The 25,901-nt window shown below is 60.5% G+C and carries 24 protein-coding genes and 4 tRNA genes; 13 read left to right on the forward strand and 15 right to left on the reverse strand.

From position 1 onward, the window contains the following. Nucleotides 1-155 precede the first annotated feature (155 nt). From pilB to yacG, 5 genes are read left to right on the forward strand one after another with little or no spacing between them, the layout of a single operon-like run. Entirely contained in the window at nt 156-1,856 is a 1,701-nt protein-coding gene (pilB, locus tag NN484_RS12005; RefSeq protein ID WP_215502138.1) for a type IV-A pilus assembly ATPase PilB, read from the forward strand. A 2-nt stretch (nt 1,857-1,858) separates the two neighbouring features. Further along, nucleotides 1,859-3,076, forward strand: a complete 1,218-nt coding sequence (locus NN484_RS12010) for a type II secretion system F family protein (protein WP_274659176.1) — start codon at nt 1,859-1,861, stop codon at nt 3,074-3,076. A gap of 1 nt (nt 3,077) precedes the next feature. Next, nucleotides 3,078-3,950, forward strand: a complete 873-nt coding sequence (locus tag NN484_RS12015) for a prepilin peptidase (protein ID WP_274659177.1) — start codon at nt 3,078-3,080, stop codon at nt 3,948-3,950. After that, the gene (gene coaE, locus NN484_RS12020; protein ID WP_274659178.1) at nt 3,947-4,570 is read left to right on the forward strand and encodes a dephospho-CoA kinase; all 624 of its coding nucleotides are present in this window, start codon (nt 3,947-3,949) and stop codon (nt 4,568-4,570) included. Before NN484_RS12015 ends, coaE begins: the two co-directional genes overlap by 4 nt. Next, nucleotides 4,567-4,767: a DNA gyrase inhibitor YacG gene (yacG, locus tag NN484_RS12025; protein ID WP_127651961.1), complete on the forward strand. Its 201-nt coding sequence runs from the start codon at nt 4,567-4,569 to the stop codon at nt 4,765-4,767. The genes coaE and yacG overlap by 4 nt, the downstream gene beginning before the upstream one ends. A 6-nt stretch (nt 4,768-4,773) precedes the next feature. Here yacG and NN484_RS12030 read toward each other — a convergent pair whose 3' ends face one another. The 3 genes from NN484_RS12030 to NN484_RS12040 form a co-directional block, all read right to left on the reverse strand. Further along, on the reverse strand, nt 4,774-4,989 hold the full coding sequence (locus tag NN484_RS12030; RefSeq protein WP_064382081.1) for a hypothetical protein: 216 nt from the start codon (nt 4,987-4,989) through the stop codon (nt 4,774-4,776). A gap of 65 nt (nt 4,990-5,054) precedes the next feature. Further along, nucleotides 5,055-5,744 (reverse strand): energy-coupling factor ABC transporter permease, encoded by a 690-nt coding sequence (locus NN484_RS12035; protein ID WP_215502140.1) that lies wholly within the window; start codon nt 5,742-5,744, stop codon nt 5,055-5,057. Continuing rightward, nucleotides 5,741-6,208 carry an FAD/FMN-containing dehydrogenase gene (locus tag NN484_RS12040; RefSeq protein ID WP_127651959.1) on the reverse strand — a complete coding sequence of 156 codons (468 nt, stop codon included), beginning with the start codon at nt 6,206-6,208 and terminating at the stop codon, nt 5,741-5,743. The genes NN484_RS12035 and NN484_RS12040 overlap by 4 nt, the downstream gene beginning before the upstream one ends. 130 nt (nt 6,209-6,338) lie before the next feature. On the opposite strand from NN484_RS12040, the gene NN484_RS12045 reads away from it, so the two are divergent. The 4 genes from NN484_RS12045 to NN484_RS12060 all read left to right on the forward strand — a co-directional run bounded on the left by NN484_RS12045 (nt 6,339) and on the right by NN484_RS12060 (nt 9,075). After that, nucleotides 6,339-6,965: a DUF1780 domain-containing protein gene (locus NN484_RS12045; protein WP_003228301.1), complete on the forward strand. Its 627-nt coding sequence runs from the start codon at nt 6,339-6,341 to the stop codon at nt 6,963-6,965. Then, complete coding sequence (locus NN484_RS12050; protein WP_274659179.1) at nt 6,962-7,489, forward strand: MOSC domain-containing protein; 528 nt, start codon at nt 6,962-6,964, stop codon at nt 7,487-7,489. The genes NN484_RS12045 and NN484_RS12050 overlap by 4 nt, the downstream gene beginning before the upstream one ends. A gap of 50 nt (nt 7,490-7,539) precedes the next feature. Continuing rightward, a complete protein-coding gene (locus NN484_RS12055; protein WP_274659180.1) occupies nt 7,540-7,713 on the forward strand; it encodes a DUF3094 family protein in 174 nt (57 codons plus the stop codon). Nucleotides 7,714-7,776: 63 nt separating this feature from the next. Further along, on the forward strand, nt 7,777-9,075 hold the full coding sequence (locus NN484_RS12060; RefSeq protein WP_127651956.1) for an NAD(P)/FAD-dependent oxidoreductase: 1,299 nt from the start codon (nt 7,777-7,779) through the stop codon (nt 9,073-9,075). A 265-nt stretch (nt 9,076-9,340) separates the two neighbouring features. On the opposite strand, the gene NN484_RS12065 is transcribed toward NN484_RS12060, so the two are convergent. From NN484_RS12065 to rluD, 8 genes are all read right to left on the reverse strand, one after another. Further along, nucleotides 9,341-10,966, reverse strand: coding sequence for a methyl-accepting chemotaxis protein (locus NN484_RS12065; RefSeq protein ID WP_274659181.1), 1,626 nt, complete (start codon nt 10,964-10,966; stop codon nt 9,341-9,343). A 161-nt stretch (nt 10,967-11,127) separates the two neighbouring features. After that, nucleotides 11,128-11,204, reverse strand: a tRNA-Pro gene (locus tag NN484_RS12070). Between the two features lie 97 nt (nt 11,205-11,301). Next, nucleotides 11,302-11,377 (reverse strand) — tRNA-Lys (locus NN484_RS12075). Between the two features lie 5 nt (nt 11,378-11,382). Then, a tRNA-Pro gene (locus NN484_RS12080) sits at nt 11,383-11,459 on the reverse strand. A gap of 9 nt (nt 11,460-11,468) precedes the next feature. Then, a tRNA-Asn gene (locus tag NN484_RS12085) sits at nt 11,469-11,544 on the reverse strand. Nucleotides 11,545-11,841: 297 nt separating this feature from the next. Next, entirely contained in the window at nt 11,842-14,406 is a 2,565-nt protein-coding gene (clpB, locus tag NN484_RS12090; protein WP_127651954.1) for an ATP-dependent chaperone ClpB, read from the reverse strand. 130 nt (nt 14,407-14,536) lie between these two features. Beyond that, nucleotides 14,537-15,259 (reverse strand): peptidoglycan editing factor PgeF, encoded by a 723-nt coding sequence (gene pgeF, locus NN484_RS12095; protein ID WP_274659182.1) that lies wholly within the window; start codon nt 15,257-15,259, stop codon nt 14,537-14,539. Beyond that, nucleotides 15,256-16,218, reverse strand: a complete 963-nt coding sequence (rluD, locus tag NN484_RS12100; RefSeq protein ID WP_007963852.1) for a 23S rRNA pseudouridine(1911/1915/1917) synthase RluD — start codon at nt 16,216-16,218, stop codon at nt 15,256-15,258. The genes pgeF and rluD overlap by 4 nt, the downstream gene beginning before the upstream one ends. 151 nt (nt 16,219-16,369) lie before the next feature. Between rluD and NN484_RS12105 the strand changes: the two genes are divergently transcribed. The 4 genes from NN484_RS12105 (at nt 16,370) to NN484_RS12120 (ending at nt 20,670) form a co-directional block, all read left to right on the forward strand. Next, on the forward strand, nt 16,370-17,389 hold the full coding sequence (locus NN484_RS12105; protein ID WP_127651952.1) for an outer membrane protein assembly factor BamD: 1,020 nt from the start codon (nt 16,370-16,372) through the stop codon (nt 17,387-17,389). Nucleotides 17,390-17,514: 125 nt separating this feature from the next. Beyond that, nucleotides 17,515-17,748, forward strand: coding sequence for a PP0621 family protein (locus NN484_RS12110; protein ID WP_127651951.1), 234 nt, complete (start codon nt 17,515-17,517; stop codon nt 17,746-17,748). After that, entirely contained in the window at nt 17,738-19,327 is a 1,590-nt protein-coding gene (locus NN484_RS12115) for a sensor histidine kinase (RefSeq protein WP_274659295.1), read from the forward strand. The genes NN484_RS12110 and NN484_RS12115 overlap by 11 nt, the downstream gene beginning before the upstream one ends. Then, nucleotides 19,324-20,670: a sigma-54-dependent transcriptional regulator gene (locus NN484_RS12120; protein ID WP_274659183.1), complete on the forward strand. Its 1,347-nt coding sequence runs from the start codon at nt 19,324-19,326 to the stop codon at nt 20,668-20,670. Before NN484_RS12115 ends, NN484_RS12120 begins: the two co-directional genes overlap by 4 nt. A 90-nt stretch (nt 20,671-20,760) precedes the next feature. Here the strand turns inward: NN484_RS12120 and thiO are convergent, their stop codons facing one another. From thiO to NN484_RS12140, 4 genes are read right to left on the reverse strand one after another with little or no spacing between them, the layout of a single operon-like run. Next, on the reverse strand, nt 20,761-21,861 hold the full coding sequence (gene thiO / locus NN484_RS12125) for a glycine oxidase ThiO (RefSeq protein WP_274659184.1): 1,101 nt from the start codon (nt 21,859-21,861) through the stop codon (nt 20,761-20,763). 57 nt (nt 21,862-21,918) lie between these two features. Beyond that, nucleotides 21,919-22,320 (reverse strand): type IV pilin protein, encoded by a 402-nt coding sequence (locus tag NN484_RS12130; protein WP_127651948.1) that lies wholly within the window; start codon nt 22,318-22,320, stop codon nt 21,919-21,921. Between the two features lie 15 nt (nt 22,321-22,335). After that, complete coding sequence (locus NN484_RS12135) at nt 22,336-25,425, reverse strand: pilus assembly protein (protein WP_274659185.1); 3,090 nt, start codon at nt 25,423-25,425, stop codon at nt 22,336-22,338. Then, entirely contained in the window at nt 25,412-25,891 is a 480-nt protein-coding gene (locus tag NN484_RS12140) for a pilus assembly PilX family protein (RefSeq protein ID WP_127651946.1), read from the reverse strand. The genes NN484_RS12135 and NN484_RS12140 overlap by 14 nt, the downstream gene beginning before the upstream one ends. Between the last annotated feature and the right edge of the window lie 10 nt (nt 25,892-25,901).

Here is a 25,901-nt window from a genome sequence, read left to right on the forward strand (position 1 = left end):
GCCGGCCCCGAATACTCGGCATGAGCACGATGCGGCGGCCTTTCCTACAACAGACAACCGCACTATCTGACACTTTTTGTCACCTGCGCCCGACGTGTTTGGCGCTGTCACTTGACTAGGCTATAAGTCATGAACGGCAAGCGTGCGGAATCCTCATGAATGACATCGCTCTGAGCGGTCTGGCCAAGCAACTGGTACAGGCCGAACTGCTGACGGAAAAAAGCGCCCAACAGGCCTGGCAACAGGCGCAGCGCAATCGGCTGTCGCTGGTCAGCTACCTGGTGCAGAACAAACTGGTGAAGAGTTCACAGGTGGCCGAGATCGCTTCAGAGCATTTCGGCATGGCCTTCATGGACCTCAATTGCCTCGACAAGGAAACTCAGCCCAAGGGCCTGGTCAGTGAAAAACTGGTGCGTCAGCACCATGTCCTGCCCTTGTGGCGACGCGGCAACAAGCTGTTCGTGGGCATTTCCGACCCGAGCAATTACCAGGCGATCAACGACATCCAGTTCAGCACAGGATTGAATACCGAAGCCATCCTGGTGGAAGACGACAAGCTCACTGACGCCATCGAGAAATTTTTCGACACTCACACCAGCGGCCTCGAAGAGATGGCCGACGTCGACCTCGACGGCGTGGATGTCGAATCCGTCGATGACAGCCGACAGGACGCCATCGGCGGACTCGATGCCGATGACGCTCCGGTAGTCCGTTTCGTCCACAAGATGCTGCTGGACGCAATCAAGAGCGGCTCCTCCGACCTGCACTTCGAACCTTACGAAAAGAACTTCCGGGTGCGGGTACGCACCGACGGCATCCTGCGCGAGGTGGCCAAACCGCCGATCCAACTGGCCGGGCGGATCGCCGCACGCTTGAAAGTCATGGCCAGTCTCGACATCTCGGAACGGCGTAAACCCCAGGACGGGCGGATCAAAATGCGCCTGTCGAAGAACAAGTCGATCGACTTCCGGGTCAACACCCTGCCAACCCTGTGGGGCGAAAAAGTAGTGATCCGGATCCTCGACCCGTCCAGTGCGCAAATCGGCATCGATGCATTGGGTTACGAACCGGCGCAAAAAGACCTGTACATGGCCGCGCTCAAGCAGCCACAGGGGATGATTCTGGTGACCGGCCCTACCGGCTCGGGGAAAACCGTATCGCTGTACACCGGGCTCAATATCCTCAATACCGTCGACATCAACATTTCCACCGCCGAAGACCCGGTGGAAATCAACATGGAAGGCATCAACCAGGTCAACGTCAATCCCAAACAGGGGCTGGATTTTGCCCAGGCGCTGCGCTCGTTTCTGCGTCAGGACCCGGACGTGATCATGGTTGGCGAAATCCGCGACCTGGAAACCGCCGAAATCGCGATCAAGGCCGCGCAGACCGGTCACCTCGTGCTGTCCACGCTGCACACCAACAGCGCCGCCGAGACCCTGACCCGCCTGCACAACATGGGCATTCCGGGGTTCAACATCGCCACCTCGGTGAGCCTGATCATCGCCCAGCGCCTGGCGCGCAAATTGTGCAGTCACTGCAAGAAACCGATCGAGATCCCTCGCGAAACCCTGATCAAGGAAGGCTTCCCGCCGGAACAGATCGGCAGTTTCACGATCTATGAGCCGGTCGGCTGCGATCAATGCAACGGCGGCTACAAGGGACGCGTGGGGATTTATGAAGTGGTGAAAAACACTCCCGAGCTGCAACGGCTGATCATGGCCGAAGGCAACTCGCTGGAAATCGACAGTCAAATGCGTCGCGACGGTTTTGACGATCTGCGCACCTCGGGCCTGCGCAAGGCCATGCAAGGCATCACCAGCCTGGAAGAAATCAACCGGGTCACCAAGGACTGAACATGGCGGTCAAGGCAGCAAAAATCAGCATCTACGCCTGGGAAGGCACGGACCGCAAAGGCAGCAAGGTCACCGGCGAGCTGAGCGGGCAAAACCCCGCGCTGATCAAGGCGCAACTGCGCAAGCAGGGGATCAACCCCGGCAAGGTGCGCAAGAAATCCACCTCCCTGCTGAGTTTCGCCAAACGCATCAAGGCCCAGGACATCGCGCTGTTCACCCGGCAGATGGCGACCATGATGAAAGCCGGCGTGCCGCTGCTGCAGTCGTTCGACATCATTGGCGAAGGCTTCGACAACCCGGCGATGCGCAAACTGGTGGACGAGGTGAAGCAGGAAGTTGCCGCCGGTAACAGCTTCGCCACCGCCCTGCGCAAGAAGCCGCAGTATTTCGATGAACTGTATTGCAACCTGGTGGATGCCGGCGAGCAGTCCGGCGCCCTCGACACGCTGCTGGAGCGGGTCGCGACCTACAAGGAAAAAAGCGAAGCGCTCAAGGCCAAGATCAAGAAAGCCATGACCTACCCCACGGCGGTGGTGCTGGTCGCGATGGTGGTCACGGGGATTCTGCTGGTGAAAGTGGTGCCGCAGTTTCAAGCGGTGTTTTCCGGTTTCGGCGCTGAACTGCCGGCCTTCACACTGATGGTGATCGGCATCTCCGAGTTCATGCAGCAATGGTGGTGGGCGGTGCTCGGGATCCTGATTGGCGTGTTTTTCGGTACGCGTCACGCCCTGAAAACGTCTCAGGCGCTGCGTGATCGCAAAGACACCTGGCTGCTGAAAGTACCGCTGGTGGGCACACTGATGTACAAGTCGGCGGTGGCGCGTTTCGCCCGGACCCTGTCGACCACTTTCGCTGCCGGCGTGCCGCTGGTGGAGGCACTGGATTCGGTGGCCGGGGCCACCGGCAACGTGGTGTTCAAACGCGCGGTGCTGCGCATCCGTCAGGACGTCGCCACCGGCATGCAGCTGAATTTTTCGATGCGCACCACCGGGGTGTTCCCCAACATGGCGGTACAGATGACCGCTATCGGCGAGGAATCGGGTGCGCTGGATGACATGCTCGACAAAGTCGCCGGTTTTTATGAGGACGAGGTGGATAACATGGTCGACAACCTCACCAGCCTGATGGAGCCGTTCATCATGGTGGTGCTCGGTGTCATCGTCGGCGGTCTGGTCGTGGCCATGTACCTGCCGATCTTCCAACTCGGCTCAGCGATCTGACATGCCTATCGACGAACTTTTCAGTCTGTATCCGCTGGCCTTTGTTTTCACCGCACTGCTGCTGGGTCTGGTGGTCGGCAGTTTTCTCAACGTGCTGGTCTGGCGTCTGCCGAAAATGCTCGAGCGCGATTGGCGCCAGCAGGCCCAGGACGTCCTCGGCCTGCCGACCGATACGCCACTGCCGACCTACAACCTGATGCTCCCGCAGTCCGAATGCCCGCATTGCGGCCACCGGATTCGCGCGTGGGAAAACATCCCGCTGCTCAGCTATCTGTTCCTGCGCGGACGCTGTTCTGCGTGTGCCGCCCCGATCAGCAAACGTTATCCCCTGACCGAACTGGCCTGCGGCCTGCTCTCGGCCTTCGTCGCCTGGCAGGTGGGTTTTGGCTGGGCGGCGTGTCTGTTGATCGTCCTCACCTGGGGATTGCTGGCGATGAGCCTGATCGATACCGAACATCAACTGCTGCCCGATGTGCTGGTGTTGCCGTTGCTGTGGCTGGGGCTGATCGTCAACAGCTTCGGGCTGTTCGTCTCGTTGCACGCGGCGCTATGGGGCGCGGTGGCCGGTTACATGGCGCTGTGGTCGGTGTTCTGGCTGTTCAAGCTGCTGACCGGCAAGGACGGCATAGGTCATGGCGATTTCAAGCTGTTGGCGCTGCTCGGGGCCTGGGGCGGGTGGCAGATTCTGCCGCTGACGATCCTGCTGTCATCGCTGGTGGGAGCCGTTGTCGGGGTAATTCTGCTGCGTTTGCGTGAGCAGAAAACCTCGACGCCAATCCCCTTTGGCCCGTATCTGGCAATTGCCGGCTGGATTGCCTTGCTCTGGGGTGGTCAAATAACCGACTTCTATTGGCAGTTTGTCGGTTTGAAATGAATACCCCTGTGGAAAAACCCTGGATTCTCGGCCTGACCGGCGGCATCGGCAGCGGCAAAAGTGCCGCGGCCCAGCACTTCATCGACCTCGGGATCCATGTGGTCGACGCCGACCATGCAGCGCGCTGGGTGGTCGAGCCGGGACGTCCGGCGCTGGCGAAGATTGCCGAACACTTCGGCCCAAAGGTGTTGCAGGCTGATGGCACGCTGAACCGCGCCGCCCTGCGCCAGCTGATCTTTGAAGTGCCGGAGGAACGCCGCTGGCTCGAAGCCTTGCTGCATCCGTTGATCGCCGAGGAAATCGCCCACCATCTGGCGCTGGCAAAATCGCCTTACGCGATTCTGGTTTCGCCGCTGTTGATCGAATCCGGGCAATACGCGATGACCCAGCGCATCCTGGTGATCGACGCCCCGCAACAACTGCAGATCGAACGCACCTTGCAGCGTGACCAGACCAGCGAACAGCAGGTCCAGGCGATCCTCAAGGCCCAGTCCAGCCGCGAAGACCGCGTGAGCCGTGCCGACGATGTGGTGGTCAACGACCGCGACCTCGCCTGGCTGCACAGCGAAGTCGAGCGCCTGCATCACCTTTACCTGACTTTATCCGGAGGCCAGTCATGAGCCAGATCCCGACCGTAGAATGCCCAACCTGTGGCGCCCCCGTGGAATTTACCCCCGAGAACAAATTCCGTCCGTTCTGCTCCGATCGCTGCAAGCTGATCGACCTCGGCGCCTGGGCGTCCGAAGAGCACAAGATTCCGGTCGCTCCGGATGCCGAAGACGAAATGTTCTCCGGCGATTTCGACCCGCGTCACTGATCGCGATCAGGGCCGCATAAAGCCGTAGTCCTGATCGTCGTCGAGGTTTTCCGCCAGAAAGCGCAACTCGTCGGCCAGGTCTTCGGCGTTGCGCACCGTCTTGCTCTGTTGCACCACCGCGCTGAGCAAGGCGCGCAGGCTCAGGCCCGGATCGAAGCCCACCTCCTGCGCCATCTCCAGACTCTGCCGCGTTTCCTGCCTCGCCCACTCATACACACTCATGCCGCTGCTCCTGAAGGGATTTGGCCGAGCATGAAATGCCGCGCGGGAGGCGGATTTGATGTGGATCAAGACTTGGGATCGTCGTCCTTCCAGGGCGCTGAAAGGTAGCGAGTGCGGTTGAAGGTTTCCAGCCACTCGGGACTGAACACCACCAGCGCGCTGATCACCATGCCGTTGATAAAGGCTTCGGGAAAAATCAGCAGCCACAGATAGCCAAGGAAGTCTTCCAGCCATTCCGGCATGGCGAACAGGCCGTCGTACCAGAGCAGACCCAGGCTGAGCACCAGACACAGCAAGGCCGACAACGCCGCCGCAAAGAATCCGGAACAGAAGATATACACGAACGGATTACGCGGCTGGGCGCGCTCGACAACGATCGCCACGCATTCGGTGATCAACACCGGCAGCAGGATCAGCAGCGTACCGTTGACCCCGACCGCCGCCAGATCCTGACGCCCGAGCATGACCAACCCGAGCTGCGCCACCAGACCGCCGACAATCGCCAGCGGCCAGTCCAGCAGCAGCGTCACCGCCGTCATGCCAATGAAGTGATAAGAGACCCCGGTGTCGAAATCCCTGCGCACCATCCACAACAGAAACAGGGCGAACACGGTGCCAAACAGCAGATGCTGACGGCGACTGTCACTGAACAACTCGACCCACGGCGCACGGCAGATCGCCCAGATCAGCACCGGCGCGTAAATCAGCCAGCCCACCGTCAGGCTTTCAAATGACAGCAGCTGCGCGCCGATCATGGGCGGGCCTTCTCCAGTGCCTCGTGCAGTTGGGCCGCGTCGGTGTACTCATGTTGTTCGAGCAATCGGCCGTCCTTGAGTTGCAGCCACAGCACCGAGCCTTCGGCGCCGGGATAACGCGATGCCACCCGTCCCTCGCGGTCGAGCATGACCCGATAGCTGTAGTCACGCATGGCCGGAACCGCGAACATCTTCGCGATCAGCGCCGGCATGCGCTGGATGTCGGCGACAAACACGGCGTGGCGCGCTTCCAGATAGCCTTTGGGCTGGTCTTTCAACGCCTGCTTGATCAGCTTGGCACCGTCCATGTCGCGCGCCACCAGCAGCGTCGTGGTGCGGTTATCGAGGGTGAACGCTTGATCGTACTGATCCAGCAGCGTCCAGGGTGCCAGCCGTTCGCCGATTTCAAGCGCCTGGGCCCACAGCGGAACAACAGCCAACAGCAACAGCCAGCGATATCTCACGTTCAATCCCCTCGATTCGGCATTAATGGACGGTTTTCATCAGTCTACACCGCCCTTTCCGCCTGCCCACTGATGCTCTTTGCCGCATGGTGCTTTCTGCTTGTCGCATTTGAACGCTAAGCTTGGGCATATGGATGACTCAGATTATTTACGCCTGCTGACCATCGCGGCCGAGCAAGCCAACGCGTTCCTGTCCAATGCCCGCAAATGGGAGCGTGAGCGTTGGGTCTGCCAGCGCCTGCTGCAAGGCTTGAACATTCCTTATCGCGCCGACGAGTTCGCCCCCGCCGGCGAGCCGCCCGACGTGCTGTTTCGCGACGCCAATTTCGAAGTGTTCTTCGTCCTCGATGAGGGACGTCGGCTCAACGACGAATGGCGCGACGAATTGCAGCGGCGGCGCAGCGCATTCTCGCTCAGCCAACTGGTGCGCCGTGAAGCCAAGCCCCGGCGGATCCCGGCCAACGAGTTCCTGTTGCGACTGGCGCCGACCTTGCGCAAAAAAGCGCACAACTACAAGGAACGCGGCATGGATCTGGGCGAACTGGACATCATCGCCTTCGCCAGCCTCAAGCGCGAAGTGCTGGACCTCAACAGCCACTTTCCACCACCCACCGAATATCTGCGCCAGGGCTGGCGTTCGCTGTCGCTGGTCGGCCCGACGTTCGCCCGGGTGCTGTTCGCCCATCCCGATGCGCCGGATTTCCTGCGCAGCAACCTGGGACGCAGCATCGTCTTCGATGTCGGGATCAGCCTGTGACGCCGCTGCAGCAGTTGATCGCCGACGTCCCGCAGACCGGCCGCGTGCGCTGGATCGGCGTGCGCCCGCAGTCCCGTGGGCCGATGCTCGAACTCGATGCCGTCGAGGCACGACTCGAGGCTGGGTTGACCGGCGATCACGCCCGCCCTGGAGCGCGTAACGCGCGGCAGGTCACACTGATTCAGTTCGAACACCTGGCGGTCATCAGTGCGTTGGTGGGCCGGCCTGAAGATCAACCCGTGAGGCCTGAAGATCTGCGGCGCAATCTGGTTATCAGCGGCATCAATCTGTTCAGCCTCAAGGGCCGGCGCTTTCGCATCGGTCAGGCAATTTTCGAAACCACCGGTTGGTGTCAGCCCTGCGCACGCCTGCAAAACAACCTCGGCCCCGGCACCTTTCAAGCGGTGCGCGGGCATGGCGGAATTACCGCACGAGTGTTACAAAGCGGGATCATTCGCCTCGACGACGGTGTTTCTGTCGAACCGGTTCCGGCCAGTGGCTATGCTGCGTTCAACCCGGGATAAAACCGCTGTAGCGTCCCCACCTTCAGCAACGTCTACCTGACGAGGCCTTTATGACCAGCCGCCTGAAACCCGAAGACCAGAAGCATGTCGAAGAGTACCTGCAATTGTCCCAACACCAAGTCGAGCGCCGGCCTTTCCGGCCGTGGATGCTCCTGGTGCTGGTGCTGGCAGTGACCATTGGTCTGGGCCTGCTGAGCCGACTTATCAGTTACCTGACGCTATGAGCTGCCTCGCGCTCGCTCGGGTAACCGCACCGATTTCCTTTAAAAACCTTGCGAGTTATCCCCATGTCCCATCGTATTGTTATTGTCGGCGGCGGCGCCGGCGGTCTGGAGCTGGCTACCCGTCTGGGTAAGACTCTGGGCAAACGCGGCACAGCCAGTGTGATGCTGGTCGACGCGAACCTGACGCACATCTGGAAACCACTGCTGCACGAGGTGGCCGCCGGATCGCTGAACTCTTCCGAAGACGAACTCAACTATGTTGCCCAGGCGAAATGGAACCACTTCGAGTTCCAGCTCGGGCGCATGAGCGGGCTCGATCGCGCGCAGAAAAAAATCCAGTTGGCGGCCACCTACGACGAAAACGGCGTAGAGCTGGTCCCGGCGCGGGAAGTGGCCTATGACACGCTGGTGATCAGCGTCGGCAGCACCACCAACGACTTCGGCACCCAAGGCGCAGCGCAGCACTGCCTGTTCCTCGACACCCGCAAACAGGCCGAGCGCTTCCACCAGCAGTTGCTCAACCACTACCTGCGCGCCCATGCCGGGCAGACCGATGTGGTCGAGCAGATCAGTGTGGCCATCGTCGGCGCCGGCGCTACGGGCGTCGAACTGGCGGCAGAACTGCACAACGCGGCGCATGAGCTGGCGGCATACGGTCTGGACCGGATCAAACCGGAAAACATGCACATCACTCTGATCGAAGCCGGCCCACGGGTGTTGCCAGCCCTGCCGGAGCGCATCAGCGGACCGGTACACAAAACCCTGGAGAAACTCGGGGTCAATGTGATGACCAACGCGGCGGTCAGCGAAGTGACGGCCGACAGCCTGATCACTGCCGATGGCAATGTGATCAAGGCCAGCCTGAAAGTCTGGGCAGCGGGTATTCGTGCGCCGGGTTTCCTCAAGGACATCGACGGCCTGGAAACCAACCGCATCAATCAGCTGCAGGTGCTGCCGACGCTGCAGACCACTCGCGATGAAAACATCTTCGCCTTCGGCGACTGCGCGGCCTGCCCGCAACCGGGTTCGGACCGCAACGTGCCGCCGCGTGCGCAAGCCGCGCACCAACAGGCGTCGCTGCTGGCCAAATCGCTGAAACTGCGCATCGAAGGCAAATCCCTGCCGGAGTACAAGTACACCGACTACGGCTCACTGATTTCGCTGTCGCGTTTTTCGGCTGTGGGTAACTTGATGGGCAACCTGACCGGCAGCGTGATGCTGGAGGGCTGGCTGGCGCGGATGTTTTACGTGTCGCTGTACCGCATGCACCAGATGGCGCTGTACGGGCCGTTCCGCACGGCGATGCTAATGCTGGGCAGCAAGATCGGTCGCGGGACCGAGCCACGCCTGAAGCTGCACTAAAACCAAAACCTGTGGGCGCTGGCTTGCCCGCGATAGCGGTCGTTCAGTCGGCGAAGATGTCGACTGATCCGGCGCTTTCCCCGGCAATCCACGCTCCCACACTGTTTTGCGCTGCCTAAAAAATCAGCAGACGACGGCAATAAATGTAGGAGTGAGCCTGCTCGCGATGGCGGTGGTTCAGGCAACGAAGCGGTGAATGACAGACCGCTATCGCGAGCAGGCTTACTCCTGCAATGGATCTCCACCCGTCTTTTTTGGCTGTCGATTACAGCTGAAAGCGCCGCACCATGCCTTGCAGCGCGTTGGCCAGTTGCGACAGTTCGTGACTCGACGCACTGGTCTGATCGGCACCCGCCGCCGAGCGTACCGACAGGTCGCGAATGTTGACCAGATTGCGATCCACTTCCCGCGCAACTTGTGCCTGCTCTTCGGCAGCACTGGCGATCACCAGATTGCGCTCATGGATCTCATGCACCGAAGCGGTGATGGTTTCCAGCGCCTCCCCGGCGCGCTCAGCCAACGCCAGCGTGGTAGTGGCCCGTGCAGCACTGGCCTGCATCGAATCCAGCGCCAGGCTCGAACCACTGCGCATGCCCTGCACCATCTGCTCGATCTCCTGAGTCGATTGCTGCGTGCGATAGGCCAGCGCCCGAACCTCATCGGCGACCACCGCAAAACCTCTTCCGCTCTCCCCTGCGCGGGCCGCCTCGATGGCCGCATTGAGCGCCAGCAGATTGGTCTGCTCGGCAATGGCACGGATGACATCCAGTACTTTGCCGATGTCCTGTGACTGGTTGGCCAACGATTGCACCAACTCGCCTGTGTGCTGTACATCGCCGGCCAGCGCATTGATGGCCGTGGCTGTTTCACTGACCCGCGCCTGCCCCAGTTGCGCCGACTCACTGGATTGACGGGTGGCATCGGACGTCGACACGGCATTGCGAGCGACTTCTTCAACGGCCGTGGTCATTTCATTGACCGCTGTGGCTGCCTGTTCGATTTCGTTGTTCTGTTGTTGCAGGCCTTGTGTGCTGTCGAGTGTCACCGCATTGAGTTCATCGGCAGCGCTCGCCAGTTGCGTGGCCGAACCGCTGATGCCTAGCAGCGTTTCCCGCAAGTTCTGCTGCATGGTCGCCAGCGCTTTGAGCAAACGGCTGACCTCATCGTTGCCGTGGGTTTCAATCGGTCGGGTCAGATCGCCACGGGCCACGCTTTCTGCGGCGCCCACTGCTGTGCTCAACGGATGGACGATGCTGCGGGTGAGCAACATGGCCAGCGCCACCGTGGCCAGCGCCGCCAGCACGATGAACAGACTGACGATGGTGCGCGACGTCTGGTAATGGTCGGCGGATTTCTGGCTTTCAGCGGCAACCTGTTTCGCGAACAGGTCCGCCAGGTCATTGAGTTGCTTGCCGGAGCCGTCGACCACGGTTTTCATATCAATTAACAGCAGCCTGGTCAGTTCGTCACGCTTGCCTTGATCGGCAAGGGTGAAGGATTGCGCGATCCCGGTACGATACGCCGCGAAAGTTTTTTTAAACTGGTCATAGAGCTGCTGGCCTTGCGGCGTAATCACCAGTTTGTCGTAGGCGGCGATCTTCTCGCTCAGCTCCTTGTCACGAGTGTCCATCTGACTGCGGTACGTCGCGATACTCTTCGGATCCTGATCAAGCGCCATGCGCAGGGAAATCGTGCGGATCCGCAACATCAACTCGCGAATCTCGTCACCGCCGCGAATGCTGGGCAGCCACTGACTCTCCACCGCGACTTCACTGTCGCGGATACTCGACATCTGTCCCAATGCAAAGACGCCAAGCAACGCCACCAATACTGCGATCAGGGCAAAACCCAGTGCGGCACGTGGAGCAATATTCAACTGACGAAGCAACATGACGAACGCCCTTATTCTTTTATTGGCAGATAGAAGGGGCGAACCGCGGCAGTCCCCTCTCGTTAGCGGGCTATCGGCAAGTTGTACGATGACTTGAAGGGATTTGTCTTTCGCGAGGGCAAAAAAAATCCCCGTATCTTTCGATACGAGGATTTTTAATATGGTCGGGGTAAGGGGATTCGAACTCCTGACATCCTGCTCCCAAAGCAGGCGCGCTACCGGACTGCGCTATACCCCGGTAAAAAAAAGGCGACCTTTCAAAGATCGCCTTCTTCGATCAGCGCTTTTGGCCTCTGATCTTAAGATTCGATCCCAGTGTTAACTGGTTTCAAAAATGGTGGGTCGTGTGGGATTCGAACCTACGACCAATTGGTTAAAAGCCAACTGCTCTACCAACTGAGCTAACGACCCAAAAATGGTCGGGGTAAGGGGATTCGAACTCCTGACATCCTGCTCCCAAAGCAGGCGCGCTACCGGACTGCGCTATACCCCGGTTTGAAATTGGCTCCGTGACCAGGACTCGAACCTGGGACCCAATGATTAACAGTCATTTGCTCTACCGACTGAGCTATCACGGAACTACATATTTCAATTTACAACGGTGAAACTTGAAGCTTCTCGACACCGTTTTCGCATCGCTGCGTTCGTGTGTCTGAGGCGCGCTATTCTACAACCTAGAACACCTCTGTCAACCCCCTAAATTGCTTTCAAGTTAATGATTTGCAACTTATTTCAGTTTTCAACCCAGTGGGTTGAAACGCTGCCGGTGACTGACTGCGGGGCGCACTTTACAAGCCTTTTCCTTAGAGTTCAACAGCCTAACGAAAAAAAGGCCTCACAAAGCGAGGCCTTCCTTATTTCATTGGCATTGAGGCTCAGTCGAAAACGATTTCGTCGTTCACCACTTTGCCGGTTGCCGTCTCGCCCGGCATGAAATGCCCCGACAGGATCAACTGCGCCAACGGGTTTTCGATCCAGCGCTGGATCGCACGCTTGAGTGGACGTGCGCCATAGACCGGGTCGTAACCGACGGCAATCAGCTTGTCCATCGCTTCCGGGCTGAGTTCCAGCTTCAGCTCGCGCTCGGCCAGACGACTGCGCAGACGGCCCAGCTGGATCTCGGTAATGCCCGCGATCTGATCCCGCGCCAATGGCTCGAAGATCACCACTTCATCGACCCGGTTGATGAACTCGGGACGGAAGTGGCTGGTCAGCGCGTCCATCACCGCTGCACGCTGCGCCTCACGGTCACCCACCAGCTCCTGGATCTGCGACGAACCGAGGTTCGAGGTCATGACGATCACGGTATTGCGGAAATCCACCGTGCGCCCGTGGCTGTCAGTCAGACGCCCATCCTCCAGCACCTGCAGCAGGATGTTGAACACGTCCGGGTGAGCCTTCTCGACCTCGTCCAGCAGAATCACCGAGTAAGGCTTGCGACGCACCGCTTCGGTCAGGTAACCGCCCTCCTCGTAGCCGACGTAGCCCGGTGGCGCACCGATCAGCCGCGCCACGGAATGTTTCTCCATGAACTCGGACATGTCGATCCGCACCATCGCCTCTTCCGTATCAAAGAGGAATTCGGCCAGCGCCTTGCACAGCTCGGTTTTACCGACACCGGTCGGGCCGAGGAACATGAACGAGCCGCTCGGACGATTCGGATCCGCCAGCCCGGCACGGGAACGCCGTACCGCGTTGGCCACGGCCACTACCGCCTCGTCCTGACCGATCACGCGCTGGTGCAACAGGCTTTCCATTTTCATCAGCTTGTCGCGCTCGCCTTCGAGCATTTTCGAAACCGGAATACCGGTCCACTTCGAAACGACTTCGGCGATTTCCTCTTCGGTCACCTTGCTGCGCAGCAACTGGTTTTCGCTCTTGCCGTGCTGGTCGACCATTTGCAGGCTGCGCTCCAGATCCGGGATCACCCCGTACTGCAATTCGGCCATGCGGTTGAGGTCGCCTTTACGGCGTGCGGCTTCCAGCTCCTGACGCGATTGCTCGATCTTTTGCTGAATCTGCGCAGAACCCTGCACCTCGGCTTTTTCCGAGTTCCAGATTTCTTCCAGATCCGAGTACTCACGTTCGAGGCGGACAATTTCTTCCTGAAGTTTTTCCAGGCGCTTCATCGCCGCTTCATCGCTTTCTTTCTTCAGTGCCTGGGATTCGACCTTCAACTGAATCAGGCGACGCTCCAGACGATCCAGCACTTCCGGCTTGGAGTCGATCTCCATGCGGATACGGCTGGCGGCCTCGTCGATCAGGTCGATGGCCTTGTCCGGCAACTGCCGGTCAGTGATGTAGCGATGGCTGAGCTTGGCAGCGGCGATGATCGCGCCGTCGGTGATCGCCACCTTGTGGTGAACCTCATAACGCTCCTTGAGGCCACGCAGGATGGCGATGGTGTCTTCTTCGCTCGGCTCGTCCACCAGGACTTTCTGGAAACGCCGCTCAAGCGCCGCATCCTTCTCTATATATTGGCGGTACTCGTTGAGTGTGGTTGCGCCGACACAATGCAGCTCGCCGCGCGCCAGTGCCGGTTTGAGCATGTTGCCAGCATCCATCGAGCCTTCGCCCTTACCAGCGCCGACCATGGTGTGCAGTTCGTCGATGAACAGGATGATCTGCCCTTCTTGCTTGGACAGCTCATTGAGCAGCGACTTGAGGCGCTCTTCGAACTCGCCGCGATACTTGGCACCGGCAATCAGCGCGCCCATGTCCAGCGACAGCAGACGTTTGCCCTTGAGACCGTCCGGCACTTCGCCGTTGATGATGCGCTGGGCCAGACCTTCGGCAATCGCGGTTTTACCCACGCCAGGCTCACCGATCAGCACCGGGTTGTTCTTGGTGCGGCGTTGCAGAACCTGGATGGTGCGGCGAATTTCGTCGTCACGGCCGATCACCGGATCGAGCTTGCCATCTTCGGCGCGCTTGGTCAGGTCAACGGTGTACTTGTCCAGTGCCTGACGCGACTCCTCATGGTTGGCGTCATTGACCGCCTCACCACCACGCAGGTTGTTGATCGCGTTTTCCAGGGCTTTCTTGCTCACGCCCTGACCGAGCAGCAATTTGCCGAGCTTGCTGTTCTCGTCCATCGCGGCGAGCAGCACCAGCTCACTGGAAATGAACTGGTCGCCCTTCTGCTGGGCCAGACGATCGGCCTGATTGAGCAGGCGCGCCAGATCCTGCGACATGTTGACGTCGCCGGTCGGGTTCTGGATTTTCGGTAATTGGTCGAGCTCTTTGGTCAGCTCTTTTCGCAGGCTGTTGACGTCGAAGCCCACTTGCATCAGCAGAGGTTTGATCGAACCACCCTGCTGTTCAAGCATCGCTTGCATCAAGTGCGCCGGCTCGATGGCCGGATGATCGTGGCCGACGGCCAAGGATTGGGCGTCGGACAACGCCAACTGAAGTTTGCTGGTTAAACGGTCTATACGCATGGGTCACCTTCCTTTTGAGCAGGCCGGACCTAAAAACCATCCTGAATAAAGAAACCTGCCAGATACCACTGTAGATGCGGTCGATTCTGAGAGATTCAAGCGTCGGGAGATTGATGTAGATCAGACAAGCTTAGCGGGTGAGCCAAACCAGAGAGGCAAACCGGCCGGTGCGCGACGCACGGCGGTAAGAAAAGAAGCGTGGATCGGTCACGGTGCAGAAACCGCCACCATAAACCGCAGTGACACCTCGCTCAGCCAGACGCAGGCGCGCCAACAGGTAGATGTCGGCCATGAACTTTCCAGCATTGTGGCTAGGGACGAAGGCGGATGCCGCTTCGGGAAGTTGATTGACGAAGACTTCGCGTACTTCCGGGCCGACTTCAAAGGCTTTCGGACCGATGGCCGGGCCGAGCCAGACCATTACATCGGACGGAGCCGTATCGAGGTGATCGAGGGTGGCTTCCAGCACACCCGCCGCCAACCCGCGCCAACCGGCATGAGCCGCCGCCACGCGAGTGCCGGCACGATCGCAGAACAACGCCGGCAGACAATCTGCCGTCATCGCCGCGCAGGCAATGCCCGGGGTGTCCGTCCAGCTGGCGTCAGCGCTGGCCACCACGCCCGGATCAGCATGGGCCACGGCAATCCCGTGCACTTGCTGCAACCAGGCAGGCTTTATAGAGAAGTGATCGGTCAGACGCCGACGATTCTCGGCCACCGCTTCCGGGCGATCATCGACATGATCCCCCAGATTGAGGCTGTCGAACGGCGCCTCGCTGACACCCCCCTCGCGGGTGGTGACACAGGCCTTGACGCTGGCCGGCGCAGGCCAGTCCGGCGTCAGCCAGTTCATCCGACGAATGCCTCGCGATCCTGCTTGAGCAGGGTCAGCAACCAGACGAAATCTTCCGGCAGCGGCGATTCCCAGCTCATGCGTTCACCAGTGGTCGGATGATCCAGCTCAAGGAAGCGCGCGTGCAGGGCCTGACGCGGGAAGTGCTTGAGCGACTCGACCATGGTCGGGTTCGCGGCGGGCGGAATGCGGAAACGACCGCCGTACGCCGGATCGCCGACCAACGGGAAGTTGATGTGCGACATGTGCACGCGGATCTGGTGGGTCCGGCCGGTTTCCAGTTTTACCCGCACGTGGGTGTGGGAACGGAAACGCTCCAGCACGCGGTAGTGACTGACGGCCGGCTTACCGCCTTCCATCACGGCCATACGCTGGCGCTGCTGGCCGTGACGACCGATCGGGGCGTTGATCTTGCCCCCGGCGGTGACCACGCCGATCACGATGCACTCGTAGATCCGGCTGACGCTGCGGCTTTGCAGCTGGGCAACGAGCTTGGTCTGCGCCTGAATGGTCTTGGCCACCACCATCAGACCGGTGGTGTCCTTGTCCAGACGATGCACGATACCGGCGCGCGGGACATTGATGATGTCCGGCACATGGTGCAGCAAAGCGTTGAGCAAGGTGCCATCGGCATGGCCGGCAGCCGGGTGCACCACCAGGCCCGCAGGCTTGTTGATCACCAGGATGTCGTCGTCTTCATAGACGATGTCGAGCTCGATGTCCTGGGCGATCCACTCGCCCTGGGCTTCCTGCTCGGCAGTCAGCTCAAGGATGGCACCGCCATGCACGATGTCGCGCGGGCGGATGACCGCCCCGTCCACAGTCAGGCGACCTTCTTTGATCCAGGCGGAAAGGCGCGAGCGTGAGTGCTCAGCGAAGAGTTGGGCGGCGACTTGATCGAGGCGTTGGCCGCCCAAATCGGACGGCACCTCTGCGCGAAGTTCAATTTTATCGGACATGCTCTGACTGGGCGTCGGCACAGCCTTTGGTTTCGGCTGCGCGCTTGTGGTTAAATACGGCGTCTTTTGCCCCGAGGCTTTTCAACGGGGCGCTCATCATAACAGGACGGCCCCGCCCAAGACAGCGGCCGTCATAGGGACGCAAGCCGCCATGCAAGTGAAACACCTGCTGCTGATCGCCATCCTCGCATTGACCGCTGCTTGCTCATCGAAGGAAGTCGTCGACGAAAACCTGAGCGAAGCCGAGCTGTACCAGCAGGCTCAGACCGACCTGGACAACAACAGCTATACCAGCGCCACAGCCAAGCTGAAGGCTCTGGAGTCGCGCTATCCGTTCGGTCGCTACGCGGATCAGGCACAGCTTGAACTGATTTACGCCAACTATAAAAACTCCGAGCCGGAAGCTGCCAAATCCGCCGCCGAGCGTTTTATCCGTTTGCACCCACAGCACCCGAACGTGGACTACGCCTACTACCTCAAGGGCCTGACCTCGTTCGACCAGGACGTCGGCCTGCTGGCGCGCTTCCTGCCGCTGGACATGACCAAGCGTGACCCGGGCGCTGCCCGCGACTCGTACAACGAGTTCGCCCAACTGACCAGCCGCTACCCGAACAGCCGCTACGCGCCGGACGCCAAGCAGCGCATGATCTACCTGCGCAACCTGCTGGCGGCCTACGAAATCCACGTGGCCGACTACTACCTGACCCGTCAGGCGTACGTTGCTGCCGCCAACCGTGGCCGTTACGTAGTGGAAAACTTCCAGGAAACCCCATCGGTCGGCGACGGCCTGGCGGTGATGACCGAGGCTTACCAGCGTCTGCACCTGGACGAACTGGCCGCCACCAGCCTGGAAACGCTGAAGCTCAACTACCCGAACCACCCAAGCCTGCAGGACGGCCAGTTCGTGCCTTCGGTTGCCGAATCCGACAACCGCTCGTTCCTGAGCAAGGCCACCCTGGGCCTGATCGAATCGCGTCCACCGCTGCCGCCGGGAGAAACCCGCGCCAACCAGGACGTGCAGAAGCAGTTCCAGGACGCGAAAGATGCGATCCCGAACGAGCTCAAGCCTAAAGACGAAAACGGCGACGTGATCGAAGAAGAGCACGAAGCGACCGGCAACAACGACGACCGCTCGTGGTTCAGCTACATGACCTTCGGCGTGTTCGACTGATCACACCGGGTGTCAAAAAAGGGAGATCTGCGGATCTCCCTTTTTTGTGGCTGCGCATTAATAGTCTGTGCGCCTGCCGGCTCCTTGGCTAAACTGCCGAATCATTAGCCGAAAAGCCGCCCATCATGCTTCGTTTACTGTTCTGGATTGTCCTGATTTTCGCTGCGGTATGGCTGTGGCGCAAATTCAAGGCGCCCGCCTCGCCTGCACAATCGCCCCGCGAGCAAGACGCCGCGCCGATGGTGCGCTGCGCCCATTGCGGCGTGCACCTGCCCCGTGATCGTGCGCTGAACCTTCAGCAACAATGGTATTGCAGCCAGGCTCACCTTGAGCAAGGCCCAGGCTCCAGTGATCGCTGAGGCGGCCAACGCTGACCGTAAACAGGCTCAGCGCCTGCTGCGCCTTTATCATCTCTACCGTTTAAGCGTCGGCATCACGCTGGTGTTGCTGATCTCCAGCAACATGGACAACCGCCTGCTGACGTCGGCCGACGACGATCTGCTGCGCAGCGGCAGCTGGTTGTATCTGGTGCTGAACATCCTGTTGGTGGTGTTTCTGGAAAACACCCGGCGGCCGACGCAACTGTTCAGCCTGGCGCTGGTGGATGTTCTGCTGCTGTGCGGGTTGTTCTACGCAGCGGGCGGCGTGGGCAGTGCCATCGGCAACCTGCTGATTGTTTCGGTGGCGATCAGTAACACCCTTCTGCGCCGCCGCATCGGCCTGCTGATTGCCGCCATTGGCGCACTCGGGATTGTCGGATCAAGTTTCCTGCTGAGTTTCAGCCATCCGCTGAGTGCCAATGACTACCTGCAGGCCGGCACCCTCGGCGCCCTGTGTTTTGCTGCATCGCTGCTGGTCCGGGGCCTGGTCCGGCGCCTGGAAGTCAGCGAGCACCTCGCCGAGCAGCGCGCCAGCGAAGTCATCAGCCTCGAAGCCCTCAACGCCCTGATTCTGCAACGCATGCGCACCGGCATCCTGGTGCTCGACGACCAACGCCGGGTGCAACTGGCCAATCACAGCGCCAAAAGTCTGCTGGCCCAGTCGCACCTTGAAGGCCATCTGATCGACGACTACTCCAAGCCCTTGGTCGATCGCCTGCAGTTATGGCTGAACAATCCCACGCTGCGCCCGCAGAGCCTGAAGATTCCCGGCAATGGCCTGGAGCTGCAACCGAACTTCATCGCCCTCGACCAGAGCCCCAACCAGCAAACCCTGGTGTTTCTCGAAGATCTGGCGCACGTCGCCCAGCAGGCCCAGCAACTCAAGCTCGCCGCGCTAGGGCGCCTGACCGCCGGCATCTCCCATGAAATCCGCAATCCGCTGGGCGCCATCAGTCACGCCGCACAGCTATTGGCCGAGTCCGAGGAACTCGATAGCGCGGATCGGCGTCTGACGCAGATCATTCAAGACCACTCCCAGCGCATGAACCGAGTCATCGAAAACGTCCTGCAACTGTCGCGTCGCCAGCAGAGTGCACCGCAACGCCTGGATCTCAAGCCGTGGCTGGAACAGTTCGTCGCCGAGAGCCGCGAACAGGCCAATGATCGGCAGTCGATTCACTTGCAGATCAATTCCGGGGACTTCGTCACGCTGATGGACCCGGACCAGCTCACGCAGATTCTCGACAATCTGTTACGCAATGGCTGGCGCCACAGCGCTCTGCTGCATGATCCGGCCGAAGTCTGGCTGGCGCTGTTCATCGACCCCGGCAGCCAGCTGGCGGCGCTCGAAGTCCAGGACAACGGTCCCGGCGTGCCGCTGGATCAACAACCGCATCTGTTCGAACCATTCTTCACCACCAGCAGCCAGGGCACCGGCCTTGGTCTTTATCTGTCCCGTGAGCTGTGCGAAAGCAACCAGGCGCGCCTAGACTTCAAACCACGCCAAGGCGGCGGCTGCTTTCGCATCACCTTTGCTCACGGACGGAAACAAAGTTGAACACGAGCCCACGGCAAAAAATCCTCATCGTCGACGACGAGCCGGATATCCGCGAACTCCTGGAAATCACCCTGGGACGGATGAAACTCGACACCTTCAGCGCGCGCAACCTCGGCGAAGCCCAAGCGCTGTTGCAGCGCACTGCGTTCGACCTGTGCCTGACCGACATGCGCCTGCCGGACGGCACAGGGCTGGAGCTGGTGCAGCACATCCAGCAACGTTATCCACAAGTGCCGGTGGCGATGATCACCGCATACGGCAGCCTGGAAACCGCAATCAACGCCCTGAAGGCCGGGGCCTTCGACTTTCTCACCAAACCGGTTGACCTCACGCGCCTGCGAGAACTGGTCAACACCGCGCTGCGCATGCCTGCCACCGGCGGCAGCGTTACGTCGATCGACCGCCGACTGCTGGGCGACTCGCCGCCGATGCGCGCCTTGCGCAAACAAATCGACAAGCTAGCCCGCAGTCAGGCACCGGTTTATATCAGCGGCGAATCCGGCAGCGGCAAAGAGCTGGTCGCGCGACTGATCCACGAACAGGGGCCGCGCGCTCAACAGCCGTTTGTGCCAGTCAACTGCGGAGCGATTCCGTCGGAGCTGATGGAGAGCGAGTTTTTCGGGCATCGCAAAGGCAGCTTCACCGGCGCAGTGGACGACAAACCAGGCCTGTTTCAGGCCGCGCAAGGTGGCACTCTGTTTCTCGACGAAGTGGCGGACCTGCCACTGTCGATGCAAGTAAAACTGCTGCGGGCGATTCAGGAAAAAGCCGTGCGCAGCATCGGCGGCCAGCAGGAAACCGTGGTCGACGTGCGCATTCTTTGCGCCACGCACAAGGATCTCGAAGCAGAAGTCGCCGCCGAACGTTTTCGCCAGGACCTGTATTACCGGTTGAACGTGATCGAGCTACGGGTGCCGTCTCTGCGCGAACGACGCGACGACATCGAAGCACTGGCCGCGCACATGCTCCAGCGCCTGGCCAGCGGCAGCGGCCAGCCGGCTGCCCGCCTGCACCCGCAGGCGCTTGAGGCGCTGAAGAGCTACCGTTTTCCGGGGAATGTACGGGAACTGGAGAATGTCCTCGAACGTGCGCACACGCTGTGCGAAAACCAGGTAATCGAGGCTGAGGATTTGCGCCTGAGCGAAGGGAATTGCACGGTCGAGGGCGGTATTGCCGACCTGACGCAGATCGACAACCTTGAGGATTATCTGGAGAACGTCGAGCGCAAACTGATCCTGCAAGCGCTGGAGGAAACGCGCTGGAATCGCACGGCAGCGGCGCAGCGGTTGAGTCTGTCGTTTCGGTCGATGCGCTACAGGCTGAAGAAACTCGGCCTGGATTGAGCCGTTAAAAGATCGCAGCCTGCGCCAGCTCCTACCCTGGAATGCGTTTCCTGTAGGAGTTGTCGCAGGCTGCGATCTTTTGCTTTTGCCTTAAAACCGGCCTTCAGGTGCATACGGCGCCGGATCAATAATCGGCGCCCGCCCCAGCATCACATCGGCAAACAACTGGCATGACGCCGGCGCCAGCACCAGCCCGTTGCGGTAATGCCCGCAGTTCAGCCACAAGCCGTCAAAGCCCGGCACTCGCCCGATGTAAGGAATCCCCTCCGGCGAACCCGGGCGCAAACCCGCCCAATGCCCCACCACTTCGGCCTCCGCCAGCGCCGGCAACAGCTCGATCGCCGACGCCTTGAGGCTCTCCAGCGCGACATCGGTCGGGGTCTTGTCGAAGCCTTCATGCTCCAGGGTACTGCCGATCAGAATGTGCCCGTCACGACGTGGAATCGCATAACGCCCCTTGGCCAGCACCATGCTCGGCAGGAAATCCGCCGCGCACTTGTAGAGAATCATCTGGCCTTTGACCGGTTCCACCGGCAGGGTCAGGTCCAGGGTCTTGAGCAGATCACCGCTCCACGCCCCGGCCGTCAGTACCACCTGGTCGCCGCTGATCAGGCCCTTGGACGTCTCAACGCCCACCACCCGCGCCCCTTCACGTACAAACCCGCTGACTTCGCATTGCTCGTGAAGGGTCACGTTCGGCAGCGCCAGTAACGCCGCTTTCAGCGACTTCACCAGACGCGGGTTTCTGACATTGGCCACATCGGCCATGTAGATCGCCCGCGAAAATCCGCCGCCCAGCACCGGCACAGCGTCATGTGCTGCCGAGATATCCACAGCCCGCAGCGGACGGTTTTCCCGCTCGGCCCAGGCCAGCGCCTCGGCTTCATCGTCCAGGTCCAGCCAGTACAGGCCGGTGGTGTGCACTTCGGGATCAACGCCGGTATCGGCAAACAGGCGCTCGCCCAGCTGTGGATAAAAATCCTGCGACCAATGCGCCAGCGCGGTGACTGCCGGGCTGTAGCGCCACGGGTACAGCGGGGAAACGATGCCGCCACCGGCCCAGGACGATTCCTGGCCGACGTTCGAGCGATCCAGCAGCACCACGCTGCGCACTTCGGAGGCGAGGTTGTAGGCGGTCAGCAGGCCAATCACCCCGCCACCGACAATCACCACTTGCTGTTGCCTGGTCATGTTTGATCCAACCGTAAAAAAGACAGTGGGCGCAAAGGGCGCCTGAAAGAAAGTACCTCAGCGGCCCCAGCAATCCTTGGTGGTCAGCCCGGTGGTAGCGTTGTTCATGCTTCTGACGCCGGTGTTGGTCAGGGTGAAGTCCCCGCACTTGTCGGTCGCCATGGCGGTACCGGCCTTGCGGGTGGCGGTCAGCAGGAAGGTCTGATCGGCGATCGTCGGGGTGAGGGTGTAGAAATCATTGCCCGTGCTCAGGCCGGTAATGCCGGTGTAGACGTTGTTCTTCGTATAGAAACGCTCGAGGATCTGCGCCTGTTCCGAAAGCAGCGAGACCACCTCGGCGCGCCGCCCCTTTTTCAGGTATTCGGTGTAGCTCGGTGCGGCGATGGTGATGATGATCCCGATGATCGCAATCACAATCATGATTTCGATCAGGGTGAAGCCTCGGTTGAATCTGCGCATGCCTCAAACTCTCACTTACTGTATTTGTCGCCACATGATACGACGGCTGCCGCCGCCGGATTTTTCCACCAGCGTGGTGACGCTGCCACTGGAATCGTTGACGATCTTGCGCGTCGCGCCGTTGACGATGGCGTTCAGGGTCGGGATCCCGCCGGTGAACACCACGCCGCTGGAAATCGTGTCGTTGCTGTCGACCACACCATCGGCGTTGGTATCGAGCACCGCGTAGTTGAGCATCTTACCGCTGAACGCATCGAGTTCGACCAGTTTGCCGGTACCGAAACTGGCACACGGGTCCGTGGTGTCGACACTGGCGGTGGTAAACACGATACGCCCCAGCACCAGGCTGGCCTGATTGATGACCCGTTCACCGGTCAGCACGTTGTTGTACACCAAGGGCAGATACCAGCCCTTCTCCCCGGGATAAGTCGTGTCGTTCTGGCTGGTGGTGATGAACTGCCCCGTGCTGCCGGAGAACACCCCGGTCACTGCCTGCGCCTGCAAACTGCTGACCGTCAGTTGCCCGGAACCACCGTCGGCATCCCATACCGAATAAAACGCCTGCAAATCCTTGTTGGTCTTGTCGGCGGTTTCGTTGAATTTGCCGGTGCCAACGAAAACCTGTTTGCCCCCCAGCGAATTGTCCGCCAACAGCGGCTGCGCAGTGATCGGTTGGGTCGCCCCGCCCGCCGTGGTGAACAACGGCTTGCCGGAAAACGCCACGCCCCAGCTGTCGGTCGTGGTCGCGCTGAGGTCGAATTTCCACAAGCGCCCTTTCAAGTCGCCTCCGTACGCAGCCTGGACCACGTTCGAGGAATTGACCTTGAGCTTCACCGACGACAGACCATTGGTGGTTTCGGTGCTGTCGATCACGATTTTCTTGATCAACGAACCGTCACGCACATCCAGCACATACAACGCCGCCACACCGGAACTGCTGCCATAGCCATTGGCGATGAACGCCGCCCAGCGACCATCGGCCAAGCGTGCCACTTCCGGCCGGGCATAGGCATAACCCAGATCATTAAAAGCGTTGGCGGTGTTCGCCGTGGCGGGCGCGCTGACTTCCCACAGGGCGCTGAGGACGTTCCCAGCGGACGCGTCGAACAGTTGCAATGCATAAAAGGTTTTGCCGCCGGCACCGGTGCCGCCAATGGCCAGGGTTTTCCAGGCGCTGTTGATTTGCGCGTCATACACACCGACCTGCCCGTCCACCAGAAACTTGTGGCTGACGCCGTTGATGTACGCAGGGTCGGCAATCAGCCGCAACGACGGCAACACACTGGACGGCATGTAGGCATAGCGCCGGGTGCCGTTGGCCGAGTTGATCACGTTGACGAAGCCGTCGTTGGCATTCACCACCAGACTGGAGTTCATGTTCGCCGCTTTGGTGGTCAGGTACGTGGTGTAGGTGGTGTCGCCCGAGAGGTCGGAGGCGGTTTTGTCACTGGGCGAAGCCAGCACCAAAGGCGAGTTGATGATGTCGCCGAGCAATACGCTGCGCACCCTCAGTCCGGACTTGTTGGTGCCCTTGCTCCATTCCACCAGATCGCTGCCGCTGATGCCGCCAGGCAGGCTCTGGCTGAGCGTGGTCTGCTGGGTTGCGGAAAAGTTGCCGTAGGCCAGGGTGACGGCGGTGTTGCTGGTGGTGTTCCACGATTGGTAGGTCGGCGCCGTCGCGCCCGGAATGATGGTGGTGTCGCTCGTCCACAAGGCTGCCGAGGTGTTCACCGCGCCGGCCGAGGTGAAGCCGAAGGATTTGATCGTACCGCGCCAGTCCTTTGGGTCGTAGCTGGTCTGGAAATAACTGGTGCCACTGGCCAGCGTGGTGCCGCTGGTGACGCCGCTGCCACCGGAGCCAGCCTTGGAGGTAATGTCGCTCAACGCCGAGGACAGTGCGGTGTTGAGACCGGTGCTGTCGGTCGCCTGGTAATACCTGCCCTGTCCATAGCTGGCCGCATCCGAAAGCATGTCGTTGTCCGCGGTAAAACCGACGGTGTAGGTGTTCATGTTCTGCTTGGGAAAATCCACGGCGTTCCAGCTTTTGCCGGCGGCGTCAGTCCCTGTCGAGCGCATGTCGATATCGAAGGCGAATTTGGCGATGTCGTCCAGGTACAGCGTGTCGCCTTCGTTATCGCCATTGAGGTTGTTGCCGTCATTGTTGATGCCGTCCCAGTTTGGCAAACGACTGCCGCCCAGCGGATCGTTGCTCGGGAAGGTGCGGTCGTAGGTCGGCAGGCCATCGGTGATGACCACGCCGTAGTTCTTCTGGCAGCGGTACTGGATCGGACTGGTGTAGGTCGTCGGCGTGCTGTTGTAGTACGGCGCCAAGCCACGCATGTAGCGGGTGACTTCGTAATAGGTTTCCGCCAGCGGCGTGTTGGCCACGGCACTCAAGCCGTTGATCGATGAAATCAGCGCGTTGTAGTTGGTGTCGGCCTGCGCCTGGGTCACGCTGCCGGACACCGGTGACAGATCGCTGATCGATCGCGCGATGTAACCGCCGTTGCCCGAGTTATAACTGTTGACCGGATTGAAGGTCGACAGGCCCATGCGCAAGGTACGGTTGCTGGTGACCAGCGCGGTGGACACGTTGCGCGCCACGTTGATCCGGTAGTCGTTGGGAATCGCCCCGGTGGTGAAGTCGCGCGTGCCGGTGTTGATCGCCAGCCCGACCACGTAGGCGATGTAGTCCCCGGTGTAGCGGGTGTTGCCGCCACCCACCGGATCGGGCAGTTTCAGGCACAAAGGCGCAATGCTGTTGTTGTAGAAGGCGAAGGCACCGCCGGAACAACCAGAGGTCGGCAGACTCGATAACAACACCGGATCGCCGGTAATTGCTGGCGCATTCAATGCCGAGCACAGCCCAAGGAACGCATTGCACTGCCGTGCCGGTATACGCGCGACGTTCGGGTCGAATCCTGCCGCATAAATGATGCTGTTCATGCTCCCGGAATCGTCGATCAGCAGCATCACGTTCGGTGGCACCGCTGCAGCGCTCAAGAGTGGCGAGTCGGACGGGGTGAACGCATACGCGGGTGCCGCCAGATACAAGCTCAGCAGCATGCCCGCCAACAGTGTCCAGCAGCGCTCAATACTTCGCATAGACACTCTCCACCACGCTTCGCGAAGTGCCGGCGATGCCGACCGCAGTCACTCGATACAGGGTCGCCGAGGTGTTGCTCGGCACATTCACCGCCGTCACAGTGGTGCCAATGTTCTGCACACCATAGAACCCGCTACCGGCGGCGATCCACGTCACCCCCGAGGTCGAATTGAGCCCCGCCGCGCTGACCACCGAAGACTCCGCCGGCGGTGCACATTGTGTGGTGCTGGCACACACGGCCAGCGAATAACTGTCCAGTTGCACCGCACTCTCACCGATGCGCAACGCGGCCTCGGCAGTCTGAAACGATTGATTGCGCAGGCTGACACTGCCGGCCATTTTTTCCTGCAGGTTGGCGCTCTGCATCGATGACAGACCGACCAGTGTCAGCAACAACAGGAACACCAGACTGACCAGCAGCACCATGCCGCGCTGGGTTTGCCTCTGGTGCAAAGAAATCCTCATCGGCCGTCCC

The sequence above is a fragment of the Pseudomonas serboccidentalis genome (assembly GCF_028830055.1).
GTDB lineage: Bacteria > Pseudomonadota > Gammaproteobacteria > Pseudomonadales > Pseudomonadaceae > Aquipseudomonas > Aquipseudomonas serboccidentalis.